8 protein-coding genes are annotated in these 14402 nt (G+C 73.2%); 4 read left to right on the top strand and 4 right to left on the bottom strand.

Translation table 11 applies throughout. The features are described from left to right. Positions 1-123 precede the first annotated feature (123 nt). Complete coding sequence (locus tag ACN27G_RS07840; protein WP_421490709.1) at positions 124-1062, bottom strand: sporulation protein; 939 nt, start codon at positions 1060-1062, stop codon at positions 124-126. Between the two features lie 201 nt (positions 1063-1263). On the opposite strand from ACN27G_RS07840, the gene ACN27G_RS07835 reads away from it, so the two are divergent. Further along, complete coding sequence (locus tag ACN27G_RS07835; protein ID WP_421490710.1) at positions 1264-2154, top strand: LLM class flavin-dependent oxidoreductase; 891 nt, start codon at positions 1264-1266, stop codon at positions 2152-2154. A 129-nt stretch (positions 2155-2283) separates the two neighbouring features. Here the strand turns inward: ACN27G_RS07835 and ACN27G_RS07830 are convergent, their stop codons facing one another. Next, the gene (locus tag ACN27G_RS07830; RefSeq protein WP_421490711.1) at positions 2284-3717 is read right to left on the bottom strand and encodes a cellulase family glycosylhydrolase; all 1434 of its coding nucleotides are present in this window, start codon (positions 3715-3717) and stop codon (positions 2284-2286) included. A 192-nt stretch (positions 3718-3909) separates the two neighbouring features. Next, a complete protein-coding gene (locus ACN27G_RS07825; RefSeq protein WP_421492107.1) occupies positions 3910-5394 on the bottom strand; it encodes a M1 family metallopeptidase in 1485 nt (494 codons plus the stop codon). A gap of 253 nt (positions 5395-5647) precedes the next feature. On the opposite strand from ACN27G_RS07825, the gene ACN27G_RS07820 reads away from it, so the two are divergent. The 3 genes from ACN27G_RS07820 to ACN27G_RS07810 all read left to right on the top strand — a co-directional run bounded on the left by ACN27G_RS07820 (position 5648) and on the right by ACN27G_RS07810 (position 10209). Beyond that, a complete protein-coding gene (locus ACN27G_RS07820) occupies positions 5648-6610 on the top strand; it encodes a TIGR03557 family F420-dependent LLM class oxidoreductase (protein WP_421492106.1) in 963 nt (320 codons plus the stop codon). 5 nt (positions 6611-6615) lie between these two features. Further along, positions 6616-6738 (top strand): hypothetical protein, encoded by a 123-nt coding sequence (locus tag ACN27G_RS07815; RefSeq protein ID WP_421492105.1) that lies wholly within the window; start codon positions 6616-6618, stop codon positions 6736-6738. 198 nt (positions 6739-6936) lie between these two features. After that, complete coding sequence (locus ACN27G_RS07810; RefSeq protein WP_421492104.1) at positions 6937-10209, top strand: BTAD domain-containing putative transcriptional regulator; 3273 nt, start codon at positions 6937-6939, stop codon at positions 10207-10209. Between the two features lie 101 nt (positions 10210-10310). Here the strand turns inward: ACN27G_RS07810 and ACN27G_RS07805 are convergent, their stop codons facing one another. Next, positions 10311-14168 (bottom strand): protein kinase domain-containing protein, encoded by a 3858-nt coding sequence (locus ACN27G_RS07805; protein ID WP_421492103.1) that lies wholly within the window; start codon positions 14166-14168, stop codon positions 10311-10313. Between the last annotated feature and the right edge of the window lie 234 nt (positions 14169-14402).

The raw sequence follows: 14402 nt of genomic DNA, 5'->3' as shown, positions 1-14402 counted from the left end.
GCAGTGGTGACCTTGCCACGGGGGTCGCGGTCCCCGCCGGAAGCGGCGGGGACCGCGACCCTTCTCTGTCGTCTCCGCCGGGACGGGCGTGGCCGCGGGGACGTGCCTCGCCTTCCCCGAGGCTCACTCCTCGCCGAAGTCGCCCTCGAAGGCGTCCTCCAGCATCTCGCCGGCGATCATGCCCCCGGCCAGCCCGAGCGCGGCACCGGCGACCATGCCACCCATGCCGTGCCCGCCGTGGTGCCCCTGCTTGCCGGGGTGCCCGTGGTGCTGCGCGGCGTACCGGCCGTAGCTCTCCACCGTCTGCGCCAGCCAGCCCTCGACCCGCTGCCGCCAGTCGACCTGCTCGACGCCGACGTGCTCGGCCGTGTACCGGCCGACCGTGTCGTGCCCGCCGCTGAACATCCCGCCGCGCTTGTCGCACTCGATGATGACGTCCACGCCGTGCTGGTTGGTGACGAAGGTGAGTTCGACCTCGCGGATCGCGTGCGCGTACTGCGGGGCCGCGTAGAACTCGATCTCCTGGTAGAACGGCAGCGTCTGCTGCACGCCGTAGATGTGCCCGCGTTCCAGGTCCGCGCTCTTGAACTGGAAGCCGAGCTGGGCGAACGCCTCCAGGATCTTCTCGTGCACCGGCAGCGGGTGCACGGCGATGGCGTCCAGGTCGCCCTTGTCCACCGCCCGGGCCACCGCCAGCTCGGTACGCAGGCCCATCGTCATCCCGCGCAGGCGCTGACCGTAGACGTCGGTGATCGGGGTCTCCCAGGGGACCGGGAGCTGGAACGGGATCGTGAGCTCCTGCTTGGCTTCCAGCCGCATCGCACCGCTCACCGGCAGCCGGTAGAACTCCATGGTGCCGGCGTACTCGCTGTCACCACCCTCCATCTCGACCCGGGTGACCAGCGCGACGGTGACCTGCTCGATGTCGGCCGCCGCATCTCCGCCGCGCAGATTGACCTGCCCGTCGAGCACCAGGCCGGGCCGGGTGTTCGGATTGGCCAGCACGGTGTCGACGCTCGGACCGCCGACGCCGAGGGCGCTCAACATCTTCTTGAAGACCATAGAGATACTCCTGTTTACGGCGGACGTTGCCGTGGTGTCCGGCGTGCATCTTCCACGATGGATCCGCACGCCACTCCGGTGACCCTATTAACCGTAGCTGTGAGGTGGCTGAGAGCATTGGCCCGTCACCGATTCGGGTGATCCGCGCCGCTGCGGCGCTGCCCCGGCGCCGGGGTGATCTGCCGGACTAGGCTGACGATCATGCGCATCGGCATCGTCATCCTTCCCGACCGCCGCTGGTCCGAGGCCGAGCGCCGGTGGCGGCAGGCGGAGGAGTGGGGGTTCGACCACGCCTGGACCTACGACCACCTGGGGTGGCGGGACCTCGTCGACGGCCCGTGGTTCGACGCGATGGGGACCCTGACCGCGGCCGGGATGGTCACCTCGCGGATCAGGTTGGGCACCCTCGTCGCGTCGCCCAACTTCCGGCATCCGGTGCACTTCGCCCGCCAGATCACCGCGCTGGACGATGTCACGGCCGGCCGGGTGCTGCTCGGGATCGGCGCCGGCGGGGCCGGGTTCGACTCGGCCGTCCTCGGCGGCGAGGCGCTGTCGCCCCGGCGACGGGCGGACCGGTTCACCGAGTTCACCGAGCTGCTGGACCTGCTGCTCCGGCAGGAGCGCGTCACCTGGCGCGGGGACCACTACGCGGCGGTCGACGCCCGGAGCACCCCGGGCTGCGTGCAGGCACCCCGGGTGCCGTTCGTGGTCGCCGCGAACGGGCCACGTTCGCTGCGGCTCGCCGCCCGGTACGGCCGCGGTTGGGTGACCACCGGCATCCCGGACGGCGACGACCTCGACGCGTGGTGGCGCTCGGTGGCCGGGCTGGCGGCCCGGATGGACAAGGCCCTCTCCGCCGAGGGCCGCGATCCCGGCACCCTCGACCGCTATCTCTCGCTCGACTCCGCGCCGGTCTTCTCGCTCTCCAGCGTCGAGTACTTCGCCGAGGCCGTCGCCCGCGCCGCCGCGCTCGGCTTCACCGATGTCGTGACGCACTGGCCGCGCGAGTCGAGCTGGTACGCCGGCAGCGAGGCGGTGCTCGCGGAGGTCGCCACCGAGCTGCTGCCCCGGCTGCGGCAGGACGGCGTCTGATTCCGCGGCAGGACGGCGTCTGATCGTCCGGAGCCCGGCGGCCGGACCCGCGTGGGCGGGCCCGGCCACCGGGCGCAGGTCCGGCCTGCCGGTGTGGCGGGAGTCAGCCGGCCGGCACGGTTGCCGGGGTCAACTGCCGGTGCAGGTCAGTGCCGGGGAGCTGTTGGTGCCGTTCCACGTTCCGAGGAACCCGAACGCCGTGCTGGCTCCGGCACCGAGGTTGCCGTTGTAGGAGACGTTCCGGGCGGTCACGTTCGACCCGCTGCTGCTGACCGTGGCGTTCCATGCCTGGTTGATCTGCTGCCCGTTGGCGTAGCTCCAGGTCACGGTCCAGCCGCTGATCGCCGCGCTGCCGGCGGTGACCCGGACCTCACCCTGGAAGCCGCCCTGCCACTGGCCGCTGACGGCGTAGCTGGCGGTGCAGCCCCGGGCGCCGGGCGGCGGAGTCGTCGGCGGCCGGGTCGTCGGCGGGGTGGTCGGGGGCCGCGTCGTCGGCGGAGTCGTCGGGGGCCGCGTCGTCGGCGGAGTCGTCGGGGGCCGCGTCGTCGGCGGGTTCACTCCGCCGTAGACGGTCGCCTCCCGGGCGGTCTGGCGGATCCCGTTGGCGCCGTTGAAGATCCGCTGCCCCCAGGAGGTGAGCTGGTTGACGTTGAAGTTGGTCACCATGTCGAGGTACTCGACGCCACCGCCGTTGCCACTCCACGACCAGCCGATGTAGCCGATCCCGTTCTGCTGGGTGTACGACATGATGGTGTCCTCGTCCGGGTTGCCGTCCGAGTGGTCGTGGCCGAACTCGCCCACCACGATCGGCAGGTTGGCGCTGCGGAACCGGCCGAGGTAGTCGGTGATCTCGGCGGCGGTGTCGAAGACGCCGTACATGTGGATCGAGAAGACCGTGTTCCGGTCCGGGTCGGAGTTGAAGACCGACTGCGCGTTGTCCCGCATGATGAAGCGCCAGTCCTGGCCCCACATCGGCGCGTCGACCATGATGGTGTGGTCGAAGCCGGCGTTGCGCAGCCGGGTGATCGCATTGCGGGTCGCCGCCGGCCAGGTGGCGCTGACGCTCTCGTTGTTGCCGAACGGCTCGTTGCCGATGTTGAGGATGACGTAGTTCTCCTGGCCGGTCAGCGCGCCCTGGATGCTGATCCAGTAGCTCACCGCCTGGTCCAGGGTGATCGCGGCACCCTCTTCGCCGTACCCGGTGGTGTCGTGCACCTCCAGGACGCAGATCAGCCGGTTCGCCTTGCAGAGCGAGATGACGTTGGCGACGTCGCTGGCGCTGTTCTGGGTCCACCGGGCGCCACTGCTCAGCACCACCCGCACCGTGTTGGCGCCGAGTGACTTGATGTTCGCGAATGAACCGGTTTGGCTGGCGTACCAGGCGTGCGGGTGGCTGACGCCGCGCATGATGAACTGGTTGCCGTTGGCGTCGAGCAGCCGCCCGCCGCTGACCGTGAACCCGGCGGCCGCCTGGGCCGGCGAAGCTGCCACGACGAGCGTGACGACGGCGGAGACCAGCAGCGCGAGCAGCGCCGATCCGGCGGCGTAGATTCGTCTTCTCATGACCTACCTCAGGGAGAAGCCCCGAACGGGGGCAGAAGCAAGGGATCGGTGACCGCAGCCCGACGGTTACCGCCCGACTCCCTGGGACGCACGGATCAGGGTAGGCCGATGGATCGGCCAACGCAACCGGTTAAGTAGTCTCCTCCGGCCCCACCCCCGGCACCGACCCCGGCGGGGACCACTCACGCGCCGTCACCAGGCGGCCGGCTTGCCCGGCGTGTAGAGCCAGGTCCGGAAGAACGCGTCGAGTTGGCGCCGGCTGATCTTCTCGGCGAGCCGGACGAAGTCGGCCGTGCTCGCCGTGTCGTCGCGGTTCGCCGCGTACCAGGTGCGGAGCAGGGTGAAGAACGCCCGGTCGCCGATCGTCGTACGCAGCGCGTGCAGCGTCATCGCACCCTTGATGTAGACCGAGCCGGCGAAGAGGTTGTCGGCCCCCGGGTCACCCGGCGGCGGGTTCCAGAAGCCGGCCGTCTCCGGCCGGGCGTAGTTCGTGTCGAACCGCGCCTGCGCGGTACGCCCGCCGGTGTGCTCCTCCCACAGCCACTCGGCGTAGCTGGCGAAGCCCTCGTTCAGCCAGATCTCCTGCCAGCGCACCGGACTGACGCTGTTGCCGTACCACTGGTGGGCGAGCTCGTGCGCCACGGTGGACTCGCGGGGTGGACCGGAGTAGATCGGCCGGGTCTGCGTTTCCAGGGCGTAGCCGGCGTCGGTGTCGTCGTCGACGATCGCGCCGTAGGACGTGAACGGGTAGCGGCCGAAGAGCTCGGTGAAGTACTCGATCATCTCGGCCGTCCGGGCCAGCCCGTCGGCGGCCTCCGGGCCGAGGTCCCGGTCGACGGCGTCGATGATGGGCAGGCCGCGCGGCCCGGTGCTGCGGCGCAGGTCGTAGTCGCCGACCGAGGCGGTCGAGAGGTAGCTGGCCATCGGGTCGCGGGCCCGCCAGGCGAAGGTCGTCCAGCCGCGACTGGTCCACCGGCCCACCAGTTCGCCGTTGGCGACCGCCGTCCTGCCGGCCGGCACCGTGATCCGGAAGTCGTAGCTGGCCTTGTCGGTGGGGTGGTCGTTGACCGGGTACCAGGTGGAGGCGCCCTCCGGCTCGTTCGCCACGAACGAGCCGTCCGGGGTGGAGACCCAGCCGTAGAGGGCGCCCTCGATGTCGGTCGGCCGGCCGGTGGTGCCGTCGTACCGGACCACCACCGTGAACCGCTCGCCCCGGCGCAGGCCGTACCTCGGTGTGATCCGCAACTCCTGGCCGTCCCGGTCGTAGCGTGCGGGACGCCCGTCGACGGTCACCGAGCGCACCTCGAAGCCGCGCAGGTCCAGGTTGAACCGGGAGAGCCGGTCGGTGGCCCGGGCACTGATCGTGGCGACCCCGGCGAAGGCCCGGGTGGTCGGCTCGTACCGGATCTCGAGACCGTAGTGGAGGGCGTCGTAGCCGCCGTTGCCGGCGGCCGGGAAGTAACCGTCACCGACGCCCGGTGCGCCGGGCGCGCCGGCACCCCCGTGACCCCCGCCGACACCCCCGTGACCCGCGCCGCCACCTCCGACACCGCCGTGGCCGCCGGCACCGGTCGGATCCTGCGCCCGGCCGGTGCCGGCCGTCGCGGGAGCCGCACCGATGGTGACCGTGACGGTCGCCGCCACGAGTACGGCGCCGAGCCGTCGAGAGATCGCCATGGTCGGTCACGGTAATACGGCCGCCGACCCGGGCGGAAGGACCGGACGGAGGGCGACGCCCGGGCAGCGCGTGAACGACCGCCACGGGCGCCGTCATCCCCACCACAAGGATGAAACACCGGTGATCCTTAACCGGTTAAGAGAACCTACCGCCACAGTTGACAGATAGTCAAGGACATCACTGTATTGGGGACCGGGTTGAGGGTCGCCAGGCGGGGTAGACAACGGAAACCGGACGACGGAGGAGGTCGGCATGGTCGGGGTGGGCTACACGCTGATGTGTGAACAGACCGGACCCAAGGAACTGGTCGACCAGGCGATCCGCGCAGAGCAGGCCGGCTTCGACTATCTGGTCATCTCCGACCACTACTACCCCTGGCTGGCCTCGCAGGGCCACTCGCCGTACGCCTGGTCGGTGCTTGGCGCGGTCGCCCACGCCACCTCGCGGGTGAAGTTGATGACCTTTGTGACCTGCCCCATCCGCCGCTACCACCCGGCCGTGGTGGCGCAGAAGGCGGCGACGATCGGGGTCATGTCCGACGGCCGGTTCACCCTCTCGCTCGGGGCCGGGGAGAATCTCAACGAGCACGTCGTGGGTGCCTGGCCCTACGTCCACCAGCGACACGAGATGCTGGAGGAGGCACTGCAGATCATCCGCCCACTGCTCGACGGGGACAACCTCTCCTACTCGGGCAACCACTTCGAGGTGCCCGAGGCGTACCTCTGGGACCGGCCGGCCACGCCGGTCCCGATCGCCCTGGCGGCCTCCGGGCCGCACTCGGTCGACCTCGTCACCGAGTACGCCGACGCGCTCGTCGTCGACAACCCGGACGCGAGCGTGGTCAAGATGTACGACGAGCGCGGCGGCGCCGGCAAGCCGCGGTACGGACAGGCGGCGATCTGCTACGGCCCGGACGCGGACGACTGCCGCAAGACGGTGCACGACCAGTGGCGGTGGGCCACCCTGAACTGGTCGGTCAAGGCGGAACTGCCCGGCCCGGAGTCCTTCGTCAGCGCCACCGAGACCGTCCGACCCGAGGACATCGAGCAGACCGTGCCCTGTGGACCGGACCTGGAGGCACACGTCGCGGCGTTCCAGAAGTACGTCGACGCCGGCTTCACCGACGTGGCGGTCATACAGGTCGGAGTCGACAGCCAGCCGGTGTTCCTGGACTGGGCCGAACGCGAACTGCTCCCCCGGCTCCGCGAGCTCTGATCACGATGCGGATCGGTCGGGTCGACGTCCGCCCGCTCGGCGGTGGGCCGGGCTGCCTGCTGATGATCCTGATCTCGATACTCGGCTCGATCGCGCTGACCGTACTGGTCAACCTGGCCTTCCGCTGAGCGTCAACCCGGCCGTCCGTGAGCCGTTCCGCACCCCGGGCCCGTTCCGTCGCCCGGCGCTGCCGGCGGTCGCCCGGCGTTTCGGGCGATCCTCCCGGCCGCCCGGGTCAGCTGTCCCTGGCTCCGCCCCGGCGGCTCGACCAGGCTCGGCCTCAGGCAGTCGTACGGCTGTCGCGCGGCGACGCGACGGAGACGAGTATGCGGTTCGAGATCCTGGGTCCCCTGTCGGTCGAGGTTGCCGGTGCTCCACTTCGGATCCGGAGCGCGCGGGTGTCGACCCTGCTCGCGACCCTGCTCCTGGAGGCGAACCGGACGGTGCCGACCGACCGCCTGATCGAGGCGGTGTGGGGCTGGCACGCCCCGTCGACGGCCCGCTCACAGCTCTCCATCGTCGTGTCCCAGCTGCGTCGACTGCTCCTCCGGGCCGGTGCGCCCCGGCCGGTGGTGTTCACCGAGACGGCCGGCTACCGGCTCGTCGTGACGGCCGGCGAGGTCGACGCGCTCCTGTTCGAACAGCACGTCGTCGAGGCGGAGCGGGCGGTCGCCGCCGGCCGGCCCGCCGAAGCCGTCGCGTCGTTCAGGTCCGCGCTCGGGCTGTGGCGGGGACCCGCGCTGGCCGGAATGGGCGAGGGGCTGGTCGGGACGGCCGCGACCCTGCTCGCCGAGCGGCGGGCCGCGATCCAGGCCCGCTGCATCGACCTGGAACTCGCCCTCGGCCGGCACGCCGACCTGGTCACCGAACTGGTAGGGCTGATCAGCGGCGACCCGTTCAACGAGCGGTTCCGCGAGAGGCTGGTGCTCGCGCTCTACCGGTGCGGTCGGGTGACCGAGGCGCTGGCGAGCTACCAGGGCTTCCGGCAGCGGTTGGCCGACGAGGTCGGCATCGAGCCGGGTCCGAGGCTCGCTGCGCTGCACCGCCGGATCCTCAACCGCGATCCGGCGCTCGACGCACCGGCGGCAGCGCTCGACGCACCGGCAGCACTCGACGCACCGGCGGCAGTCCACCCACCGACGGTGACGCTCCGCCACCGCGCGGATGACACCGAATCCCGGCCGGACGGCGCCGGATCGCAGCCGGGAGATGCCGGATCGCAGCCCGGAGGTGCCGAGCCCCGACCGGCACACGCCGAGCCGCGTCCCGGAGGCGCCGAGCCCCGGCCCGCAGACGCGGAGCCGCGTTCCGGAGGCGCCGAGTCGAATCGGCCGGGGCGGCGACCGGGCGGCCCACCCGCCCGCCGTCGGATGGCGGGCCGGCCGCAGCGCCGACCGGGCGGGATTCCCCGGCGCCCCGGTGGGCAACCGGGTGGCCCGGCCCGCCGTCGCCCGAGCGGCCAGGACACCACGGCCGCGCAACCGGCCACGGATCTTCCGGCGACGCCCCGGCAACTGCCGCCCGCGGTAGCGGACTTCGTCGGGCGGGAGCCGGAACTGTCCCGGATCCGGTGCCTCCTCGACAGCGACGCCGACCGGTCCGGGCCGGCCGTGGTGGTCGTGCACGGTCGGCCCGGAATCGGCAAGACCACGCTGGCGATCCGGGCCGGCCGGGACCTCGACAGGACTCATCCGGACGGCTGCCTCTACGCCGACCTCGTCGCCGGAGACGGGGTACCGGTGGATCCGCACGACGTGCTCGGTGCCTTTCTGACCGCCCTCGGGGTAGCCGAGGGAGCGGTTCCGAGCGGGCGCACCGAGCGGCGCGACCTGTACCGGTCGATGGTGGCGGGACGGCGGCTCCTGGTGCTGCTCGACGGTGCGGTCGAGGCAGCCCAGGTACGACCGCTGCTGCCCACCGGAGCAGCCTCGGCGGCGTTGGTCACCGCGCGGCGTCCGCTCGCCGGTCTGGACGGCGCCCACCTGGTCGCGCTCGACGTGTTGCCGGTCGAGCCGGCGGTACGGCTGCTGGACGCCATCGCGCCCGAAGGGGTGGCCGGCGACCTTCCGGCCGCGCACCGGGTGGTGCAGCTCTGCGACCGGCTCCCGCTGGCGATCCGGGTCGCCGGAAACCGGCTCGCGACAGGAGCGGACCGGTCGCTGGCACAGACCGTCGAGCGGCTGTCCGACGGGGTGCACCGGCTGGACCGGCTCGCCGACGGCGATCGGGACGTACGGCGAGGGCTGCTTCACACGTACCTGGGGCTCAACCCTGCTCCGGCGACCCTGCTCCGGCGTGTCGGCACGCTGCCGGTGGCCGAGTTCCCCGGCTGGCTGGCCGTCCCGCTGCTGGACAGCGACCGGAGCATCGCCGAACGGGCCCTCGCCGACCTGGTGGAGGCCGGACTCGTGCATCCCGTGCCGGACCGCCGCACCGGACTGCCCCGATACCGGGTGCCCGAGCTGGTCCGGCTCTACGCGCGGGAGCGGGTCGACTCCGACGATCCGCCGCCGCTGCGGGCGACCGCGCACCGGCGGGCGTACTGGTGGCTGCTCGACCTGGCGCTGCGGGCCGACAGGCAACTGCCCGAACAGCTCTTTCCGGCGGGCGCACTCGGCCTGCCGCCGGGGTACGGGCCGGACACCGACGTCCTGCACGCCGTCGACGCGGACCCGCTCGGTTGGCTCACCGCCGAACGGCACCTGGTGGTCGGTGCCGCCGGCCAGGCCGCCCGGGTCGGCGACACCGAACTGGCCTGGCGGCTCGCCGTGGCGCCGACGAACTTCCTGTACCTGCGTGGGCTGGTCGAACTGTGGCAGCGTGCCCTCGAACACGGGCGCGCGGCCGTGCCCGACCGGTCGGCCACCGGCCGTGGCGCCGCCGGCCACGGCCGGAGCGGCGCCGGACTCCCGCAGGCTCTGCTCTCGCTCAGCAACGCCCTCCTGCTGCTCTCCGGGGCCGAGACGGCGGCTGCCTGGACGGCGGCCCGTAACGCCCGGCGGCTCTTCGACGAGCTGGACGATCCGGACCGGGCCGCGGCCTGTGCGACGGTCGGGTGGCTGGCCGGCCAGCCCCGGAGCGGCGGTCCGGCGGCGGCCCCGGCCAATCCGGCCAACCTGCGCACCGAGCCGGTCGGGGCGCGCATCGAGCCAGCCGGGACCTGCGCCGCGCCAGCCCGGACGGCCGCCTCGACCGGGACGCCTCTGGAACTGGCGGGTGCACGGCCCGCGCCGGCCGCCGGGGCCCGCACCAATCCGCCCGGTGAGCGCGACGTTGCCCGGCGCGGGACCGACGGGTCCGCGCCGCCGAGGATGGGAGGGACCCTGCGGGGCATCGTCCGGCGGATCGGCGTCGCACCGCGCGTGGTTCCGAGTCGCTGTCCCAGCGACCAGCCGGAGGCGCCAGCGCGCCGGACGGGTGGCGGCCATCCCACGCCGCGCCCTGTGCCGGCCCCGCGAGCACCGCAGGCCCTGGGACCCCGTGCCCTGGGAGCACAGGCTCTCGGACCGCAGGCTCTCGGACCGCAGGCTCTGGGACCGCAGGCCCTGACGGCCGGACAACCAGCGGAGGTCCTCTCAGCAGCCCGGCAGCCGCCGTAACCGAACGACCTTCCCGACGACCACCAGCAGGTTCGTGCGTGTCGTAGCTCCTGAGTGGCGGTTCGGGCCTGGATGGGTTCAGTCCAGTCCCGGGAATCGGTCTACAGCGACCGGCCGCCCGGACCGGCACCCGGCTGGACCGGCAGGCGCTCCGGATCGGGGTGGAAGAGCCGGGGGCCACCGACGCGCAGCCGGACCAGGAACGCCAGTTGCCCGGCCGGATCGGGAACACCGGTGAACGACGGTGCCGACCCGTCCCACGACGGTTCCGGGCCGTCCCACGACGGTTCCGACCGGGCCCACCGCCCGCCCGTGAGCATCGACCGGGACAGCACCGTCGCCGAGGTGCTCGTGCCGGCCCCACCGGTCGCCCAGTACCTCGCGGCGACCGCCTCGGCCCAGCCGGCGTACCTGGGGTCGCCGGTGGCGCGGACGAGGTCGAGCAGAAACTCGCCGTCACCGGCCGGTCCCGCGCCGTCACCGGGCCCGTATCCGTCCCGCCAGACCTCGTCCGCCGGACCGGGGCCGCTGTACCGGCTCCACCCGCCGCGAGTCACCGTCCGGGCCGCAGCCACCGCGGCATCCCGGTACCGGACGTCGCCGGTGTGCAGGTACGCGCGGCAGAGGAAGGAGCCGATCCCGGCCGGGTCGTCCGAGCGGGCTGGCCACTGCGGCGCGGCGTCGGAGCGCGGGTGTGGCCAGCGAGCGGCGTCGTCGACGTACCGGGCCGCGTCCAGGAGGGTCTCCGCGCAGCGTACGGCGGCGGCGGTCAGATCCCTCCGGCCGAGCAACTGTCCGGCGGCGAGCAGGAACCCACCGATCCCGGCGGTGCCGTGCCCGAGGTCGTACGAGCGCTGACCGGCGCGTACGGACTCGAACGAGGGATCGACCGTCCACAGCATCTCGCCGCCCGGGTCGACGGTGTCGAGCAGGTGCCCGGCGGCCGCCGTCACCCTGTCCCGCAGCGCCGGTAGGTAGGTCTGCTGCCACAGGTGCAACAGCCCGGTGCCGAGGCCCGCGACACCGTGCCCGAGCCCCGGGTCCGGCCAGCGCACCGGCAACCGGAGTGCCAGCTCCACGGCCCGGTCCAGGAGGTACGGCCGGCCGAGCAGCCGCCCGGCGTCACAGAGCGCCCAGACGGCTGCGGCGCAGCCGGCGGAGAGTCCGGGCAGCCGCTGCTGGTCCCGGTCGACGGAGTACAGCAGCCGGTCCAGCAGGACTTCCAGCACCCGTGCCGTTCCGCCGGGGCGCCCGGGCCGGCGGCCGGTCGCCGCGGCGGCGACATCGAGCTGCTTCTCGGCTACCAGCAGGCGGGTCAGCGCCCCTACCGAGCGGGCGACGCCGGCGCAGTCACGGTCGGGATCAACCTGCCGGTCCGGCCCGGTCGGCCGCCAGATCGGCCGGTACGGCTGGCGGCCAACACGGCCGTGCCGGGCATACCGGCCGTTGCCGATCAGGGGCGTACGGCGGACCGCGCCGGCATCGGGCCGGCCGCCAGGCGCGAAGGCGTGGCCCGGCTCGGGTGCCGCACCGAGCCGGGCCACGAGCTCCTCGACCAGCCCTCGCCAGGCCGGCTCCGGCAGTGCCCGCGCCTCCGGAGGGGCCACCGGCCCGGGCCCGGAGTCGGAGTCACCTCGGCCGCCGCCGGTCCCGGGGTCGGAGTCGGTGCCCTGTGCCGCATCCTGTCCAGACGCGCCCACCTGTCCAGACGCGCCCACCTGTCCAGACCCGCCCACCTGTCCAGACGCGCTCGCCTGGCGGGACGCGCTCGCCTGGCGGGACGCCTCGGCGCAGAGCGTGATCACCTCGTCCAGGCCGATCCGGGCGGCCGGCTCCGAACGCAGCAGACCGGTGGCGATCCGGTGCAACGGCGCCGGCACGGGCAGTCCACCGAGGAACGGTTCCAGCAGTTCACCCACCCACTCCTCCGGTGGCCGTACCGGCGGCCCTTCGAGGCCGGCCGGAGAGACCCGTCCGGCCAGCCACAGCGCCACCACGCCGAGGCTGAACAGGTCGGCCGTCGGATCCGGCGGCACGTCCCGCCACTGCTCGGGAGCGACGAACCCGGCCGAGCCGGAACACCGGATGTCGAGACAGGACCAGTCGTCCGGTCCACCGGTGCGCAGCGCCGCCAGCTCCAGGTCGACCAGCCGGAGTTCCCCGTCCGGCAACAGCAGCACGTTCTCCGGCGCCAGGTCCCGGAGCACCACCCCGACGGAATGTACCGACCGGAGCAGTCGGGCCAGCCGGTCCAGAATGTCGTACCAGGCCGGTCGATCGCGACCGGCCGTCACGGGGTCCGGGGCGGGGGCATCGGCGTGGAGTGGACGGCCCGGCAGCAGTTCCTCGACGAGGAACCGGTGGTCACCGTGTACGAACTCGCGCAACGGCCGGGGCGTGACGCCGAGCGGAAGCAGGTGCCGCAGCACCCGTGCCTCGTGCCCGAGCAGGTCGCGAACATCCCGGTCATGGGCGTCGGCGCCGACGTACGGTCGCGCCTCCTTGATCAGCACCGCGACGCCGGTACGCAGGTCACGTGCCCGGTAGACGCCGCCCTTGTTCGCCTGCCGGATGGCACCGCTCACCGCGTACCTGCCACCGATCAGGACCCCGGCGGGTCCGGTCGGGTCGACAGGCCCCCACGACACTGTCGACCCGACCGCCCCCGTTGACCCGACCGCCCCCGCCGGACCTGCCAGGCCCCCCGACCCGGCCGTACCCCCCGATCCCACCCGGCCCCTCGAACCTGCGGTACCCCCCGGTCCCGCAGGTCCCCCCGACCCGGCCGGGCCCCCTGGATCGGCCGAGCCCCCCGGCCGATCAGGTCCCCCCGGCCCGGCCGGGCCCCCCGGTCCGCCCCCCGCGGACCCGGCCGTCCCCGTCGACCCGGCGACCGGATCGGCGGCGGACGTCCCCAAGACCTGCATCGGCGCGACCGACCGACCTGGCACGGTCACCCCACCACGCATGGCCACCCCGCCATGCAGGGTCACCCCATCGGGCACGGCCACCCCACCGGAGCCACTCAGCCCGCCTGGACCGCTCAGCCCGCCCAGACCGCTCCCCACGCTCAGTCCGCTCAGCCCGCTCAGCCCGCTCAGCCCGCTCAGTCCGCTCAGTCCGCTCAGTCCGCTCAGTCCGGTCGGACCGACCGCCGCCATGAACTGCGCCGGCTCCGACCGCTCCGGCAGCGGGCCGAACGGTGGTTCGACCCAGGCCGGGGGCGGGGCCCCCGGCTCGCACCGGTCCTCGACCAGGTGGCCGTCCGGATCGACCAGACAACGCCGGTACCGCCCGTCGTTGTCCAGCACCCCGATGCCGGAGAAGGCGCCGTACCGGTAATGCACCACCCCGCCCAACCGGTACGGCCGGTCCGAGAGGACGGCCGGCCCCACCATCCCCACCGTCGCCTCGTCGAGCCGCTTCGCCAGCTCCCGGAACATCTCGTCGCTCGCCGGGTACCCGGTCAGGAACTTCCCGGACCCTGCCCGCGACGCCCGTGGGCCGTTCAGTGCCGCGAGGCCCGCCGCGGTGGCGACGAAGCCGAACGCGGTAGTGGTCTCGACCAGTACCGGCACGCAGGCGGCAAGGACCTCCGCCGCGTTCCGTGGCGTTGCCGACACGTGCAGCTTCCACCCCTGCACCCGGTTGACCGGCACCGCCGGGGCGACCAGGGTGCGTCCGCCCCGCTGCCGGACGGTCCAGCCCGCGAGGCAGAGCCGGTCCAGCAGGGGAGTGACGAGGTCGGCCGGCTCGCGCCGCCCGGAGCGCGCCGCGTCGGCCGCCGGGACATGGAACTGCCCGCGCGGCGGCACGACGCGGCCGGAGGTCCGGCTCGCGATGACCGATGACTCGGGCGTCATGCGTCTCCCCATCTGGCGGTTGGTGAACTGCCGGCCGTGGTGAGTGGCGACCGGCACCGCCGACGAGAGTGCCGCCACGGCGTATCGTCCGGGCATCGAGCGGATATCGAGCGCCCGCAGGGCACGCGGGCGGACGCTCCGCCGACCCGGAACAGACGCCGAACCTCCTCCGCCGGTCGGGTAGCCGTCCGGAATCCGGTCGGGTACCGGACCGTAGGCAGACGTGACGGATTTTCCCGAGTGGACTGGGACACCGGTCCCGGGCTTCCGGGACGCCGGACGGGACATGATGCGTTGCCGACGGAGGATCCCGCGCCCCGTCGAAGACCG

It is taken from the genome of Plantactinospora sp. WMMB334 (assembly GCF_049179095.1).
Lineage (GTDB): Bacteria > Actinomycetota > Actinomycetes > Mycobacteriales > Micromonosporaceae > Plantactinospora.
Note: the sequence above shows the minus strand (reverse complement) of the source record. Positions and strands in the feature narration are given on the sequence as shown.

Coding starts and splice junctions, on each gene's coding strand:
- ACN27G_RS07825 (WP_421492107.1), bottom strand. CDS start 5,394: ATGGCGATCTCTCGACGGCTCGGCGCCGTACTCGTGGCGGCGACCGTC.
- ACN27G_RS07815 (WP_421492105.1), top strand. CDS start 6,616: ATGCGGATCGGTCGGGTCGACGTCCGCCCGCTCGGCGGTGGGCCGGGC.
- ACN27G_RS07835 (WP_421490710.1), top strand. CDS start 1,264: ATGCGCATCGGCATCGTCATCCTTCCCGACCGCCGCTGGTCCGAGGCC.
- ACN27G_RS07805 (WP_421492103.1), bottom strand. CDS start 14,168: ATGCCCGGACGATACGCCGTGGCGGCACTCTCGTCGGCGGTGCCGGTC.
- ACN27G_RS07820 (WP_421492106.1), top strand. CDS start 5,648: ATGGTCGGGGTGGGCTACACGCTGATGTGTGAACAGACCGGACCCAAG.
- ACN27G_RS07810 (WP_421492104.1), top strand. CDS start 6,937: ATGCGGTTCGAGATCCTGGGTCCCCTGTCGGTCGAGGTTGCCGGTGCT.
- ACN27G_RS07840 (WP_421490709.1), bottom strand. CDS start 1,062: ATGGTCTTCAAGAAGATGTTGAGCGCCCTCGGCGTCGGCGGTCCGAGC.
- ACN27G_RS07830 (WP_421490711.1), bottom strand. CDS start 3,717: ATGAGAAGACGAATCTACGCCGCCGGATCGGCGCTGCTCGCGCTGCTG.